Source organism: Helicobacter sp. T3_23-1056, from assembly GCF_053654535.1.
Map to the genome: position 1 here is coordinate 89,461 of NZ_JBSIUU010000003.1, position 14,408 is coordinate 103,868.

11 protein-coding genes are annotated in these 14,408 nt (G+C 36.7%); 3 read left to right on the forward strand and 8 right to left on the reverse strand.

The genetic code is table 11. From position 1 onward, the window contains the following. Positions 1 to 181: 181 nt before the first annotated feature. The 3 genes from hsrA (at position 182) to ACWIUO_RS02460 (ending at position 3,679) form a co-directional block, all read left to right on the forward strand. The gene (gene hsrA, locus ACWIUO_RS02450; protein WP_454176354.1) at positions 182 to 862 is read left to right on the forward strand and encodes a homeostatic response regulator transcription factor HsrA; all 681 of its coding nucleotides are present in this window, start codon (positions 182 to 184) and stop codon (positions 860 to 862) included. 296 nt (positions 863 to 1,158) lie between these two features. Further along, complete coding sequence (locus tag ACWIUO_RS02455) at positions 1,159 to 1,578, forward strand: META domain-containing protein (RefSeq protein WP_454176355.1); 420 nt, start codon at positions 1,159 to 1,161, stop codon at positions 1,576 to 1,578. A gap of 280 nt (positions 1,579 to 1,858) precedes the next feature. After that, on the forward strand, positions 1,859 to 3,679 hold the full coding sequence (locus ACWIUO_RS02460) for an acetolactate synthase large subunit (protein WP_454176356.1): 1,821 nt from the start codon (positions 1,859 to 1,861) through the stop codon (positions 3,677 to 3,679). 737 nt (positions 3,680 to 4,416) lie between these two features. On the opposite strand, the gene ACWIUO_RS02465 is transcribed toward ACWIUO_RS02460, so the two are convergent. The 8 genes from ACWIUO_RS02465 to ACWIUO_RS02500 all read right to left on the reverse strand — a co-directional run bounded on the left by ACWIUO_RS02465 (position 4,417) and on the right by ACWIUO_RS02500 (position 14,400). Beyond that, positions 4,417 to 4,821 carry a hypothetical protein gene (locus ACWIUO_RS02465; RefSeq protein ID WP_454176357.1) on the reverse strand — a complete coding sequence of 135 codons (405 nt, stop codon included), beginning with the start codon at positions 4,819 to 4,821 and terminating at the stop codon, positions 4,417 to 4,419. A gap of 273 nt (positions 4,822 to 5,094) precedes the next feature. After that, complete coding sequence (locus ACWIUO_RS02470; protein ID WP_454176358.1) at positions 5,095 to 5,742, reverse strand: Nmad2 family putative nucleotide modification protein; 648 nt, start codon at positions 5,740 to 5,742, stop codon at positions 5,095 to 5,097. Between the two features lie 747 nt (positions 5,743 to 6,489). Continuing rightward, positions 6,490 to 7,425, reverse strand: a complete 936-nt coding sequence (locus tag ACWIUO_RS02475; protein ID WP_454176359.1) for a helix-turn-helix transcriptional regulator — start codon at positions 7,423 to 7,425, stop codon at positions 6,490 to 6,492. A 29-nt stretch (positions 7,426 to 7,454) separates the two neighbouring features. Continuing rightward, positions 7,455 to 8,888 carry a PDDEXK-like family protein gene (locus tag ACWIUO_RS02480; protein ID WP_454176360.1) on the reverse strand — a complete coding sequence of 478 codons (1,434 nt, stop codon included), beginning with the start codon at positions 8,886 to 8,888 and terminating at the stop codon, positions 7,455 to 7,457. A gap of 171 nt (positions 8,889 to 9,059) precedes the next feature. Continuing rightward, complete coding sequence (locus ACWIUO_RS02485; RefSeq protein WP_454176361.1) at positions 9,060 to 11,414, reverse strand: AAA family ATPase; 2,355 nt, start codon at positions 11,412 to 11,414, stop codon at positions 9,060 to 9,062. Positions 11,415 to 11,730: 316 nt separating this feature from the next. After that, positions 11,731 to 12,861, reverse strand: a complete 1,131-nt coding sequence (locus tag ACWIUO_RS02490) for a M24 family metallopeptidase (RefSeq protein WP_454176400.1) — start codon at positions 12,859 to 12,861, stop codon at positions 11,731 to 11,733. An 18-nt stretch (positions 12,862 to 12,879) separates the two neighbouring features. Beyond that, complete coding sequence (aroQ, locus tag ACWIUO_RS02495; RefSeq protein WP_454176362.1) at positions 12,880 to 13,377, reverse strand: type II 3-dehydroquinate dehydratase; 498 nt, start codon at positions 13,375 to 13,377, stop codon at positions 12,880 to 12,882. Between the two features lie 66 nt (positions 13,378 to 13,443). Beyond that, positions 13,444 to 14,400, reverse strand: coding sequence for a disulfide bond formation protein B (locus tag ACWIUO_RS02500; RefSeq protein ID WP_454176363.1), 957 nt, complete (start codon positions 14,398 to 14,400; stop codon positions 13,444 to 13,446). Between the last annotated feature and the right edge of the window lie 8 nt (positions 14,401 to 14,408).

Here is a 14,408-nt window from a genome sequence, read left to right on the forward strand (position 1 = left end):
AAAATTATAAAAATTTCATAAAAATTAGCTGAAAAATTCCTAAAACTTTGTTATAATCCACCGATTAAAATCAATACAAAGCTGTATTGATTTTGCTGGGATAATAGCCACAAAACTAATCCCACAAACACTAATCAAAAGGCAAAGCAATCAAACATAATCAAAGAAAGGAAGGTTTCAAATGCGGATTTTGGTAGTAGAAGAAGATGCGACACTTAGCAAGACACTAAGCGATTCTCTCAACACAAATGGGTATCAAACCGACATAGCAGAGAGTCTAAAAGATGGCGTGTATTATATAAGTATTCGCAATTATGACTTGGTGCTTGCAAACTACAAGCTAAAAGATGGCAATGCCATAGAGCTACTCACAGAAGTCAAAGCTCGCTATCCACGCGTGCCTGTCATCATCATAGCAAGCAAGGCAAGACCTGAGCAAGAAGTCGCAGTGTTTAACAATGGCGGAGATGATTTTTTGTCAAAGCCATTTGATTTTTCGGTGCTTTTGGCTAGGATTCAAGCTAGGCTTAGATTTTTTGGGACTAGCGTGATAGAGATAGAGGATTTGATAATAAACCCCGATGAAGAGCGCGTAACCTACAAGGGAGAGGAAATTGAAGTCAAAGGCAAGCCTTTTGAAGTGCTAACCCACCTCGCAAGACAGCGCGACCAAATCGTATCCAAAGAACAGCTTTTAGATGCGATATGGGAAGAGCCAGAGCTTGTTACGCCAAATGTCATTGAAGTGGCGATAAACCAAATCCGTCAAAAAATGGACAAAGTGCTAAATATCTCTACGATAGAGACGGTGCGCAGAAGAGGGTATCGATTTTGCTACCCTAGAAAACCTATCGGCGAATAAACGCGACTAAAACTATCAAAATCAAGTAGATTTTGCAAATAGCGTTTTTGTAAATAGATTTTGCAAAATGCCTGTTTGCAAATAGTGTGCTTGCAAAGTGCGTTTTGAAAAAAAGCGTTTTTTAGATTCTTGTTTTTGTGCTGTTTGCATTGCTAGATTTTGTATATGAGTCTAAAATCTTAGATTAAGGCAAAATACGCAAGTATAGGCACATTATAAAAGTAAAAAATGCGCTAAAAAATCAACTTGCAAACAAAACGCAAGCAATCAAAATCTATAAAAAAGGAACATACATTATGAAAAAAATATTTTTTATTTTTACAAGTATCGCGCTATGCGGGCTATTTATGAGTGGCTGTGAGGAAGAGGGCACAAAAATCTACAATACTTGGAATCTGATAACCCTAAGCGTAGATGACAACCCTATCGACCCGACAAATAGCGAAAAGCAAGTCTTTATCACCATAGAAGACCAAAAGTTTAATGGCTATGCGGGGTGCAATTTGTTTTTTGGCAATCTAAAAATCCAAAAAAACAAAATCCAAACTTCCTCCACAGGCTCTACAAAAATGCTTTGCGAGCCATCTGCTATGGAGATAGAAATCACTTTGCTAAAACTTTTTTCAGATAGCGTTGTGGATTTTTTAATCAAAGATAAAAATCTAGTCTTAGAAAAAGATGGAATAAAAGCGATTTTTGAAGCAAAGGGACAATAGCGCGAAATCCGCTTAGAAAGCCTATCGCTAGAATGCGCTAGATTTTGCTAGAAAAAGTTTTTTAAAAATTTGCCACGCGTTTTTGTGAAAAATTTTTGTAAAAAAAACTTTTTTACAAAAATATAAAATCTAAAATCTAAAAAAATTCATAAGACAATTTTCACAAACAAAACCTAGCAAAATCACAAAAAAGCCTAAAAAAAACCATACGCAAAAAACACCAAAACACCCAAAACAACAACCCAAAAACACAACTCAAAACAATAACTAAGGATAAAAAATGGCAAAAACACTAAATGGCTCACAAATGTTAATACAAGCCTTGCGACTAGAGGGCGTGGAAGTCATCTTTGGGTATCCGGGTGGGGCTGTGCTAAATATCTATGACGAAATCTACAAACAGCAATATTTTCGCCATATCTTAACGCGACACGAACAAGCCGCTATCCACGCCGCAGATGGCTACGCCCGCGCTAGTGGCAATGTAGGCGTGGCTATCATCACTTCAGGTCCGGGCTTTACAAACGCCGTTACAGGTATCGCTACGGCGTATATGGATTCTATCCCGCTTGTGGTTATCAGCGGGCAAGTCCCCACAAGCCAAATCGGAACAGACGCATTCCAAGAAATCGATGCGGTTGGCATCTCTCGCCCCTGCACCAAACACAACTACTTAGTCCAAGATATAAAAGATTTGCCTAGAATCATAAAAGAAGCCTTTTATATCGCAAAAAGCGGGCGATTTGGTCCTGTGCTGATAGACATTCCTAAAGACATTTCGGCAAAATTTGGCGATTTTGCCTACCCAAAAGAAGTTTCCCTGCGCTCATATAAACCCACACTAAAACCAAATTCTAGGCAGGTAAAAAAACTACTAGACGCGCTAAGCGAGGCAAAAAAACCGCTTGCCTACATAGGCGGGGGCGCAGTGCTAGGGGTAGCGCATAGCGAGATAAAGCAAATCATTTCAACGCTAGGGATTCCAGCCGTTGAGACACTGATGGCGCGCGGTTGCTTAGAATCTAGCAACCCATTTTTGCTAGGAATGGTAGGAATGCACGGAAGCTATGCGGCAAATATGGCGATGTGCGAGTGTGATTTGCTTATTTCGCTAGGGGCAAGGTTTGATGATAGGGTTACGGGCAAGGTTAGCGAGTTTGCGCGCAATGCCAAAATCGCTCATATCGACATAGACCCAAGCTCCATTGGCAAAATAATCGACATAGATTTCCCCATAGTTGGAGACATAAAGCTAGCGTGCAAAGAGATTTTGGCGTTGCTAGATTCTAGCGATTTGGGGGGTAAAAATACGGAGCGCAAACAAACGCCCATAAATGCTTCAAATTATGATGAATGGCGAGCGCATTTGGCAAAATATGCAGAGCAAAATCCGCTGTTTTTTAATGATTCTGCCACTACGATAAAACCTCAATGGATAATCACAGAGCTAGGCAAACATTTTTATAGCAAAGCTATCATTTCTACTGATGTGGGACAGCACCAAATGTGGGTAGCGCAGTTTTATCCTTTTAGCGCGCCTAGAGAGTTGCTTACAAGCGGTGGGCTAGGGACTATGGGCTTTGGCTTGCCCGCTGCTATGGGTGCGTATTTTGCTAGCCCAAAAAAGCATATTTTTAACATTAGCGGCGATGGTAGCATTTTGATGAATATCCAAGAGCTAATGACTTGCGTAGAAAACCAAATCCCCGTGATAAATATCGTGCTAAATAACAACTATTTGGGTATGGTGCGACAATGGCAGACATTTTTTTATGAAGATAGATTTTCGCACACGGATTTGAGTTTGCAACCTAATTTTGTAGCCCTAGCAGAATCTTTTGGGGCGGTAGGATTTCGCATAGAGCGCAAAGAGGACTTTATCCCCACTTTGCAAAAGGCAATAGATTCTAAAAAAGTTTGCATTATTGATGTGGTAATAGATAGGTTTGAAAATGTCTTGCCTATGGTGCCGACAAATGCCCCGCTTGATAGAATGATATTGCCACAAAGGGCTTTGGATTCTGCTAGTGTGATTGAGGTAAAGCCAAACAATGGCAAAAAATCACAGCCAAGACTTCGCAGTATGGCAAAAAAATCTTAAAAAGTGATGGTATGTGTATATGCAACGCCTAGGTATTATTGTTTGCATTGCTATATAAACTTCTTACAGATTTTGTCGCAGTGTTTTTTACTTTGCTTTTGGATATTTTGTAGAAAACGAAATATCCAAATGATTTTGCGCATTTGTGTTATTTAGAAAAAACTACATTGTCTTGCTTGGATGCTTCATTTTTTACAAAAAGCTTAAATGTGGCAAAATGAAAAATTTTTGTGTGCAATTAAGAATAGAAAAAATATATAAGCCCTCCAAGCATCACTATAAATAATACTAGGTTCTAACTCTGCACAATCCAATAAAACGGACAACAATTCACTTGCAGAACAATTTTGCACTATTTGGGCATAGACTTGCTCATTTGTTTTAGTATTTCACCGCTTGCGTTGCAAGATTTTAGACGAAGTAAAAAAACACAGGTGTTTTTTATTGGTTCCACGCTATTTTTTGTTTCTTACTCGCTTTGCACCCAGAAATCTATTTATTAAAAAAATTACTTTCATTAAACTCGCCTTGTATTTTTGAAGTTTTTTCACATTTTTTGCGATTAAGATTTTAATGTTTGTGATGATTTTATTTACACTTTGGTGAGATATGTTGCCTCCGAAAATCTTACAAAAATCCCAAGAAAATGTAGCGATATATTTGTTGTTAATGGAAGTTTATCATATTCTAACCCACCTTTTTAAATTACTTAAAGTGGGTTTTTGAGCCAAATTAAATTAGAGACTAAAGTCATAAGTTCCTTTATCTGTAACGATTTTAATTTCTTTAAATGTATGAGCCTCACAACCAAACCATCGTTCTCCAGAATCACCAAATCTTAGCGGAAAGGGAAAATATTCTTTTTTTATTTCTTGCTCTCTTTCTTTGTTGTTGTGGGGAGCTGTCTCGATAAGCATACAATTTCCTCTATTTGCAAACATATCTTTAATTGTAATAGAATCTACCAGCGATATTATATGCACCGCAGTAATTTCATGTCCCCAAATTGATTTTCCTTCTATGCGAACTTCGATAGGGGATTTTCCCACATTTTCAACATTATCACAACCATAAAAACCCAACACACATAATACTACTAAGCTACTTTGTAACAATCTTTTTAATCCATTTAATCCTTGCATTTGTAATCCTTTCTTTAAGAAATCAATATTTGCTTGATAATGTTGTGGCAATTCAAATTAGGATTTACATTTTGAATACCATATATCAAGCCCTAAACAATGTTTGCTCTGCCATTTCAGTTAAATAACATATCTACTAATATAGCAAACCAACAACTAAAACGCTATTAAACCGACTTTGTATTTTATGTTTTATTACTTACATTTTGCACTCCTTAAGTTTTGTTTGTATGTTTATTTATCTTTAATATTTTTTTAGCATTTGTAAATTCTCTAGCATTTAGAGCTACACACATTATTGCTAAACACTAATCCGCTACCACCATTTGTGCCATTCTCATCTTTATATGCTTGACACTTATCTTTATTGTCGCGCACAAAGTCGATAAATCGATACACAATGTTAGAATCTTTGGTAATATAACCAAATCTTGCTTGCTTTTGCGGTATTTTTAGCTCTGGTCTTAGTTCGTTAGGAAGCACTAAGCGGGTATTTGGAGCAAAGTAGTAAAACTCACCAAAAATTAGCACTCTATCTGTTTGTGTGTCGTTTTGACAATTCCACTCATCATTATGGTAAGCATTTGGCACTTGCTCATAGCTACCATTGCTATTAGGCTTGTAGATATTGTCTCCTTGTTTATTGTTTTCTATGCGTTTTTGTGGATATTGTTGATAATATTCTGCAAAAGAGAGTATATTTTCAATCTTTGCAAGATAGATTAGTTTTTCCTGCCCCACTTGTGAGCCATCTAGTTTAGAAGAGGTGAATCCAGCTATCCATTCGCCCATTTCAGCTACGCTTCTCATAGGTGTTTTACATATTGCAAGTGTTAGGATTCCACTTGCTGCGTTTGGTGCGCCACCATTATCAGTTATCATTTTATATGAGCGTAAGATAGGCTCTTTTGTTTTACACATTTTTAATCCTTATTTGTAGTTTTTGCTTCTACAAAAATCAAAAAGGCTAGAATACAAAAAAAAAAAAAAACGGAATTTAAACAAATTGCAAAAACACAAACACAATTTTATAGCGCGCAAAATTTTTGTTGCGCAAGTGTTTTAAACTATCATAAAAAAGAATATTCAATATAATTAGTTGGTTTTGGTTACAAAAATATCACAATAAAATTTAAATTTTTAGTGTTGCATATTTGTTCATATATATGGTGTGCGCACAAGTCCTACAAATCCATTGTTTATGGCTTCTATGGATTATAATTTTTGCAAAGCCTGTGCTATTTTACTAATTTATTTGGCTTATTCTTTGAGCTTTTGCACAAAATCATAGTTGTAACATTGCAGTCTTAAAATGTATCAAATCTACCCATTGTTATATTTTTTTTTCACAAATTTTTGACATTTTTCAAATCATATTAGGTAAAAAAATATATAACCTTTTTTAAGTATCTTTAAAATGGTGTTTGGCAGATGCAAAATCTAATCTTTACAAAATGCGTTTTTTTTTAGATTTTTTTGATTATTGATAAATTTTTTGGCTATCGATAAATATGGATTATCAATCAAAAAGTTTTATAAGATTTTGAGCTTAAAAACGCGTTAAAAAAACTACTAAAAATCCAAAAAAACGCACCAAAAAAACTACTAAAAGCCCCCAAAAAACACACCAAAAAAAATGCGACAAAAAAAACGACTGAAAGCCAAAATCTATGAGATTTCGCTCAAATATTGTTGCACGATTTTTTTCACAGAGTCGCGCAAATGCTCTGGCTCTAGCACTTTTATGTGTGGGATATAATAAAGTATTAGCGGGATTATTTCCATTTGGTTTGTGATTTCTAGGGTGATTTCTAGCGAGCCATCAGGGTTTGTGCCAAGATTTTGTTGCCCTTTTAGCGGTTTTCGCAAAAAATACTTTGCCGCTTCTTTGTCGATAAGCAGTTGGACTTGATATGGATTTTCTAGGCTAAACCACACATTATTTGCTTTTTCTAGCCTTTGTTCGATATTTGCCGTGATTTCAAAATGCGTTTTTAATCGCGTAATTTGGCTAATATCTTTTAGATAAAATTTCTTAAAAGTTTTGTTGTTAGATTTGCTAATATCAAACCCTAGCAAATACCAAAACCCCTCAAAAAACGCCAGCTTCAAAGGCTCGATTTTGTATTGTTTGGCGTGAAAGATAAAAGAGATTTGCTCTTTGTCATTTATCACAGATTCTAGCAGGGCAAAATTTGCCAAATCATTTTCGCGCAAATCCTCCGCGCTAAAATGCGCAAAAATAGGGCTAGAAAACCGCGATGAAATGCTAGCTAGCAAACTATGGGCTTTATGGTAGAAAACCTCGCCTACGGATTTTGCTAGATTATCTAGGACGGATATGGTGATTTTTTCTTGGCTATTTAGGGTATCTTTGGCGTATTTTTCATCTAGTATCCAGCCTTTGCCGATTTTTATCGCGCCCATTTGGCTTAGATTTTCATTCAAATCGCGTGAAATTGTTTTGGTAGATACGCTTAGGTCATTTGCTAGCTGCGTGATACTTACGCGCTGTTGCGCTTTGCTCGCATTTGCTAGTCGCTCATAGATATAGTTTTGGCGCGCGATTTTGGCATTTGCAAAAGGGGTTTGGATTTTTTGCATTTGGCTACTTCCTTTTGGATTTGGTGGCTTTATGATTCTATTTTGTAGTCTTTTATTTCTTTTGCAAGTTTGGCGATGTCTGAGTTTTTATCCTTTTCTTGCTCTTTTAGCCACTCGTTGATTTCATTGACTTTTTGATAATTATCCAAAAAATAATCTTTAAATGAGCCTATTTTTTTAGAACCAAGCCAACCTTCAAACCACCCATAATTATCAAATTTTATGTTAGGAAATTCTTTGCGCAAAAAATTATCGTGCAGTTCTTTAACTTTTTTACCACTATAATACTTATCCACAAAGTTTATATTATTATTATCTTTTCTTATGTTTAATCTCACACCAAAACACACCCCTTGCTCTGCTTCAAACATAAAACGAAAAGTTTGCTTTGATTCCTCATACTTCTCATTATAAACCACAATATTTTTCCACCAATCTGTGTCTGGTTTTGAGCAAAATCTCTCGCATTCTTTTTCCTCTAATAGTATTTTCCAATCCTTGTATTTTTCTTGATGATTTTCTACCTCATTTTTTAGATTTTTGGATTCTTTGTCAAATGTTTTTGAAAAGTATGCCTTATTATATTCTTGCGTTATTTGTTCTTTTTTATTGATAATTTCTTGGGCTATGTCAAAATACACCAAAGATTTGTCTTGTTTTAGAAAATCCACTATGTTCATTTTGTTCTCCTTTTGTTTTGTGATGATTTGGACTATGTCTTTATAAAATTCCAACGCAGAATTTAGGCTTGTGATATTGCCTACACCGCTTTTGCTTTGGCATTTTTTTATCCATTCTAAAATATCCTTTTTGTAAGTAGGATTTTGATAGCGCAGTGTTTTTTCCTCATCTAAAAAATAAATTTTAGCTTTTTCATCAAATTGTTCTTTAATGATTTTTTCAAACTTTATTTGATTGCCTTTTTCATCAAAAAGATAGCTTTTATCCCATTCGCCCAAACTATTTTTTTCAGGCTTTCTTGGAAATGGTGTTAGATATACCACAGCGATATTTTCATAGCTTACACTTTCATTAGAATTTTCATCGTGTATAGATTCAATATATTTCGCTATTTGTTTTGGTTGGTCGTCTGCGCAAATTTTATTTTCGATAATGATATGATTTTCGTCATTAGTGATATAAATGTCAATATGTTTATGCTCTTTTAAAACTTGCGCATTTTTGGTATCGCCAAACCATTTTTTTAAACTCAAAGTATCCAAAAACAACGACAAAAACAAGTCGTCTTGATAATGCTCGCCATTTGTATCAAGCAATGAATGCAAAAATCCGCTGTGCATATTGACTTCATTATCGATTTTTTGCACAGCTTTTAACGGATTATAATCATTATCTCCGCGCTTTTTTGCTTCCTTCGCTTGCGCTAAAAAAACTTTTAGCGCAAACATAAAAGATTCAAAACGCTCTTTTGTTATCGCTTCTGCTTGGTTTGCATTATCCATCTTATTCCTTTATGGCGATGTGCCAAACGCAAAATCTTGTATCATAAAATCTCATATCATAAAATCTAATATCGCAAAATCAAACCCTAAAATCGCATTTGATTTTTAAATCTAATAAGCAAAACACAAGCCAAATTTAACCCAAAATCTATCTTGCAATTTTATCAAAACCTAAAATCCAACCTTTGCACTCCCTCTGCCGATGTCTTTGATTTTGGATTCTGCTTGGAGTTTGGCTAATAAATCTTGCGCTGTTTTTAGCGGGGCAAATCGCGCTTCTCTAGCGATTAGCGCAAAATCCCCAAAGCAGATATTTTCTAGCTTTTCTAGCTCATTTTCTACAACTGCAAAAATGCCCTCAAAATCTTGCGTGCTAGATTTTTTGCCACCTTGTAAATCCTTGCTAGATTTTGTGCTTGATTTTTGTGCGTGGGGAGTAAAATCGTGCATTTTAGATTTTGTGCTAGATTCTAGCCCCAAATATTTTGCATACATTGCAAATGCTTTTTTTAGCTTCTCGCCACGCAATGGTTTAAACTCTATCTTGCTATCAAACCGCCGTAAAATCGCGCTATCAAGGCAATCTAAATGGTTGCTAGTAGCGATAAAGATTCCCTCATAATCCTCCATTTGGGTTAGTAGCTCATTTACAATCGTGCGCTCCCACGAGCGAGTGGCATTTTGGCGGTTGTAGCCTATGCTATCGATTTCATCGATATGGAGTATCGCTTTTTGTATCTTGGCTTTTTTGAATGCTCTGGCGATATTTTTTTCTGTCATTCCCACAAACATTGATAGCAAATCGCTCATTTTGTAGCTTAGTAGCTTTTTGTTGCATTCTTTTGATAGCTGTTTGGCAAACTCACTTTTGCCACTGCCTGCTATGCCATAGGCTAGGATTCGTATCCCGCAGGGGGCATTTTGGATTGATAGTTTTTTGGTTTTTTTGCTGTTTTTTGGCGTATCGCTAAAATCTAGCAAAAAATCCCTATCAAATTCTTTACCCGCTTTTTTTGCTTCTTTTTTGGCGATGTGTAGCGGATTTTGTTGTTTTTGTGTCTTGGCACATAGATTTTTGATATTTTGGCTTAGGGCTAGCAAATCCGTGCCACATTCGATTAGCTCCATACTATAAGGCATTGCGCTAGATTTTGTTTGTTTTTGTTTTTTGGGTTTTAGGACGGGTTTGTCTTTGGCACGCAGGGTTTCGTTTATGCACTTTATAAAGACTTGCTGTGCGTCTTTTTTGCCAAATTTACTTGCGACCTCCGCGCTTTTTAGCAAGTTGCCTTGCGTTAGGTTGTCATTTGTCGCTACGGCTTCTAGTAGGTTTTGGCTAAGTGTGATTTTGCTTTTTTGCAAGGTGGATTTTATGATGGCGATTTTTTTGCTTTTGGGTGGGGCTTTTATCTCGCACACGATGTCAAATCTCCGCAAAAACGCAGAATCCATATCATAAGAATTTGACGCAAAAAAGTTTAGCACTTTTGTGTTTTCTAGCATCGTGTTTATGCTTGCTTTGCGCTCTAGGGCGTCATAGCATATCGTATCCTCGCATTCATCAAAAAACACGATATGTTTATCGCTTTTTAAAATATGTTGCAAAGAAGCAAATGCCCTCATACGATATATGGCTTTGGTGTCTTGATTGTCGGTTATGGAGTTTTTTACGCAGATGACTTCGCGTCCTAGATGTTTGGCTATCGCGCTTACTAGCTCGCTTTTGCCTATGCCTGCCTTGCCGTAGAATAGTATAGAGGCGTTTTTGACTTTTTTGGCGTAGTTTAGGACTAGATTTAGCTTTTTGTCCATATAGTCAAAATCCTCTATGGTTAGTCGGCTAGGATTTGGCTTGTAGCCAAACTCTTTTATAAGTGTATTTATGCAAAGTGGCATGGTAAATATAAAATCTAGCCCCTTGCCAATGCAAAAATCTCTATTACAAAACTTATCTATTTCTACAAAGCCCATTTTTACTAGCCTGTTATCTTGCTGAAAAATGGATTTGATAGCGGCTAGACTATGTCCAAAAATGCGTCTTATAAGCGTGGTGTGCATATAGAAATCTATCCTTTTATCATAAAAAGAACTATGGCGATTCTCTGCCATACAATACATATACGCCAAAGCATCGCATTCCACAGGGCTAAGATCCATCTCTTTTTGCAAAAGGGCAAAATTTGCTTTTGTAAATGATGGATAGCAAAATTCTCTATAATGAGAATCTAAAAGTTTTAACGCTAGTGAAACGCTAATCTTCCTTATCCCTGCTATGTTGTCTTCAAAAAGGTCGCAAAAACAATGTGTATCCGTGATATAAGACACTCCAAATTCGCGCGCTATCGTAAGGGTTATGACTTTTGCGTTGTGCGTTGCCCATAGCTCTTTTTTGGGTAGTAGGACTTTTGGTGGTTGTTTTGGATTTTGCGACTCTTGCGCTTCTTGCTCTTGTAGAGATAGTTCGTGCATCATTTGTTTTTTCCTTAGGATTCGTTGTCGCATTGCCCATTCTTTGTTATACGCCATTTTGCACTCCTTAGATTTTTGGTAATGCAATTATGCGTATTTTACTAGACAGATAGTGTCCATTTAGTGTCTTTTTTGGAGTTTTTGTCTGTTTTTTTTGGAAATTTTTTGGAAGTTTTTGAAAGTTTTTGGGGAATTTTTGGATTTTTTTAGAATTTTTTGGGGGGTTTTAAGGATTTTTATGAGAATGTATAAATAAAACAATGCAAAAAAAAAGCAAAAAGCGCGTAAAAATAGCAAGTTTTAAAAACATTGCAAAATCAAAACCACAAAATTTTAAAAACTACGAAATCAAAAAACCACAAAAATCTAAAAACTACAAAATCTCAGCCCTGCCATTTTTTACCACGACCAAATCCTCAATCCGCACGCCGTAATGTTGGGGGATATAGATTCCGGGCTCGATAGAAAACACCATATCATCTTCTATGATAGTATCGCTTCTAGCGGAGATAAAGGGCTGCTCGTGTATGTCAAGCCCTATGCCGTGCCCCGTGCTGTGTGAAAAATATTTGCAAAAACCAGCTTTGTCGATTACCCCTCTTGCAAGCGCGTCTATTTGCTTGCCACTCATTCCAGCGCGTAGATTTTGTATGCAAAATTCCTGCGCTTTTTTCACAATGTCATAGATTTTTTGCAATTCTTTGTTTTTAAAATATTGCGTCTTGCTAAAATTTGTGCCACTAGAATCCATATTAGATTTTGTATCAAAATCAATCTTTGCCGTGCGCGTCATATCTGAACAATATCGCTTGTATTTTATCCCCGCATCAAAAAGTAGCAAATCCCCATTTTGCAAGATTTTATCGCTTGGCAGTGCGTGAGGCTTGGCAGCGTTTTCATTGATAGCGACTATGGGAGAGAAGCTCAAATCATATTCTCCGCCATTTTCTAGCACGATTTTAGCGAGTGCAAAAAGCTCTTTTTCGCATAGATTTTGCCCTTTTTGGACAAATTTATACGCGCTATTTTTGCCACTCAAAATCTCATTTATGATATTTGCAAATCGTTTATATGCGTCTTTATTTTTTGTTTGGGATTCTTTGATTAGGGCGATTTCTTGGTCGGTTTTTTTGATACGCAAAAGTTGATGAAAGTTTGGCGTAGATTTTAGCTCTATTTGCAATGTAGATTTTAGCTTTTCAAACGCGCTAACACTAAGTTGATTGCTATCAAAGCTGAGGGATTTTATGTTTGATTTTGCCAAAACCTCTATGGCGGATTCTAGCAAGTTGTTGCTTGTGATTAGCTCTACGCCACTTGCTAGATATTCTCTAGCTTCTGTGGTGTAGCGAGAATCCGTGATAAAGACGCATTCTTTGCCTAGTCGCAATAATATCGCATTATCACAGCTATACCCCACCTCAAAATATTGCGCGCTTTCATCTTGCGTGATGAAGTATTGCGGGGGCGTTTTTTTTGACATAGATTTTACTTGTTTTTTGATTTTGGCTATTTTTTGATTTTAGTTGTTTTGGTTTGCGGAGGCTTTTGCTTGGGCTTCTTGCTGTGCTTTGAAAGCCTCTAGCTCGCCTATGATTTGCCCTAGCGCGATAAGCCCGATATGATACCCATACGCGCCAAATCCCGTTATCACGCCTGCGCAAACCCCTCCACTATAACTCACTTTGCGATAATCCTCCCTAGCAAAAATATTGCTAATATGCACTTCTACCACAGGCACGCCACACGACATTATCGCATCGGCTATGCCTATGGAAGTGTGCGCATAAGCAGCTGGGTTTATAAGCACTCCGCTATATTCGCCTCCTACGCATTCTTGGAGTTTGTCGATGATTTCGCCCTCAAAGTTGCTTTGGAAAAATTCTAATTCAAAGTTGTTTTGCTTGGCAAAGGCACGCATATTTTCGTGGATTTGCTCTAGGGTTAGCGGTCCATAGATTCTAGGGTCGCGGTGTCCTAATAGATTTAGATTTGGTCCTTGTATGACTAGGATTTTCATAAAGTCTCCTTTTGGTAGATTTTGAAGTGTTGTGGTTGTGAGAAATGCCAAAAAATTGTGTGGATTTTAGCATATTTTTGCGTTTTTAGAGAAAAATATACGCGCTAGCAGTGTGTGAACAAACGCCACGCAAAAAATCAAAAATCCCACCCCAAACGCTAGCAAACAACACTCTGCCATAGAGCCAAATTTTGCGCTTGGCAATAAATACCAGCCCTGCGAATATAGCTCTACAAAATACGCTTGCAAAGGGGATAGCGCAATATCGCTAGGTGGCAATGCAAAATCCTGCCCACAATCCCCTGTGGGAGCAAACACGCTAGGCAACCACCTATCAAGTGGCAAACCAAAATCAAAACTAGGCTGCATAGAGCAACCTTGTAGTCCAAAGAAATTTGACAAACCAAAAAAGTTTGACAAACCAAAGAAGTTTGGTAATTCAAAAAAATTTAGCATTTCAAAAAACTCATTTTTTAACTCATTGTCTAATGGATTTTGCAAATCACTAGAATCCCCAAATGATTCTACACCGCTAAAATCTGCTTTATTAAAATCCGTTTGGCTAAGATTTGTTTTTTTAGAATCTACTTCACTAAGATTTTTTTGGCTAAAATCCGCCTCGCTAGATTCCATATCAAAATCATCAAAAACATTTAGCGCGCGATGAATTTTTAACAACACCCACGAAAATGCAATCCCCCTAACACTCCCATAAAATCCTAAAACAAAGCCTAAAATCCTGCTTAGCAAGATAAGTTTATGTGTGATATGTTTATGTTTAATATTATGCTTATTTAGAGCGTTAGATTGTCGCATATTTTGGCTAGATTTTCGCGTGGATAAAAAATCGCTAATCCCCAAAAAAATCCCACCAAATCCCATAACAACAAACGCATAGCGAATATAGACGCACTGCTCGCAGGGCTGCATAAACAAATAGCCTTGAAAAAATAAATGCGAAATCCCCACAAGAAAAAAGCTACAAAACGCGCAAAAAAACCAAAAATAAGCCCTAAAAGCCATTTTTATCG

What these genes read in the sequence shown, in the direction of transcription:
- ACWIUO_RS02460 (WP_454176356.1), top strand. Translation starts at nt 1,859, where the DNA reads ATGGCAAAAACACTAAATGGCTCACAAATGTTAATACAAGCCTTGCGA.
- ACWIUO_RS02465 (WP_454176357.1), bottom strand. Translation starts at nt 4,821, where the DNA reads ATGCAAGGATTAAATGGATTAAAAAGATTGTTACAAAGTAGCTTAGTA.
- ACWIUO_RS02500 (WP_454176363.1), bottom strand. Translation starts at nt 14,400, where the DNA reads ATGGCTTTTAGGGCTTATTTTTGGTTTTTTTGCGCGTTTTGTAGCTTT.
- ACWIUO_RS02480 (WP_454176360.1), bottom strand. Translation starts at nt 8,888, where the DNA reads ATGGATAATGCAAACCAAGCAGAAGCGATAACAAAAGAGCGTTTTGAA.
- ACWIUO_RS02455 (WP_454176355.1), top strand. Translation starts at nt 1,159, where the DNA reads ATGAAAAAAATATTTTTTATTTTTACAAGTATCGCGCTATGCGGGCTA.
- hsrA (WP_454176354.1), top strand. Translation starts at nt 182, where the DNA reads ATGCGGATTTTGGTAGTAGAAGAAGATGCGACACTTAGCAAGACACTA.
- ACWIUO_RS02485 (WP_454176361.1), bottom strand. Translation starts at nt 11,414, where the DNA reads ATGGCGTATAACAAAGAATGGGCAATGCGACAACGAATCCTAAGGAAA.
- aroQ (WP_454176362.1), bottom strand. Translation starts at nt 13,377, where the DNA reads ATGAAAATCCTAGTCATACAAGGACCAAATCTAAATCTATTAGGACAC.
- ACWIUO_RS02470 (WP_454176358.1), bottom strand. Translation starts at nt 5,742, where the DNA reads ATGTGTAAAACAAAAGAGCCTATCTTACGCTCATATAAAATGATAACT.
- ACWIUO_RS02475 (WP_454176359.1), bottom strand. Translation starts at nt 7,425, where the DNA reads ATGCAAAAAATCCAAACCCCTTTTGCAAATGCCAAAATCGCGCGCCAA.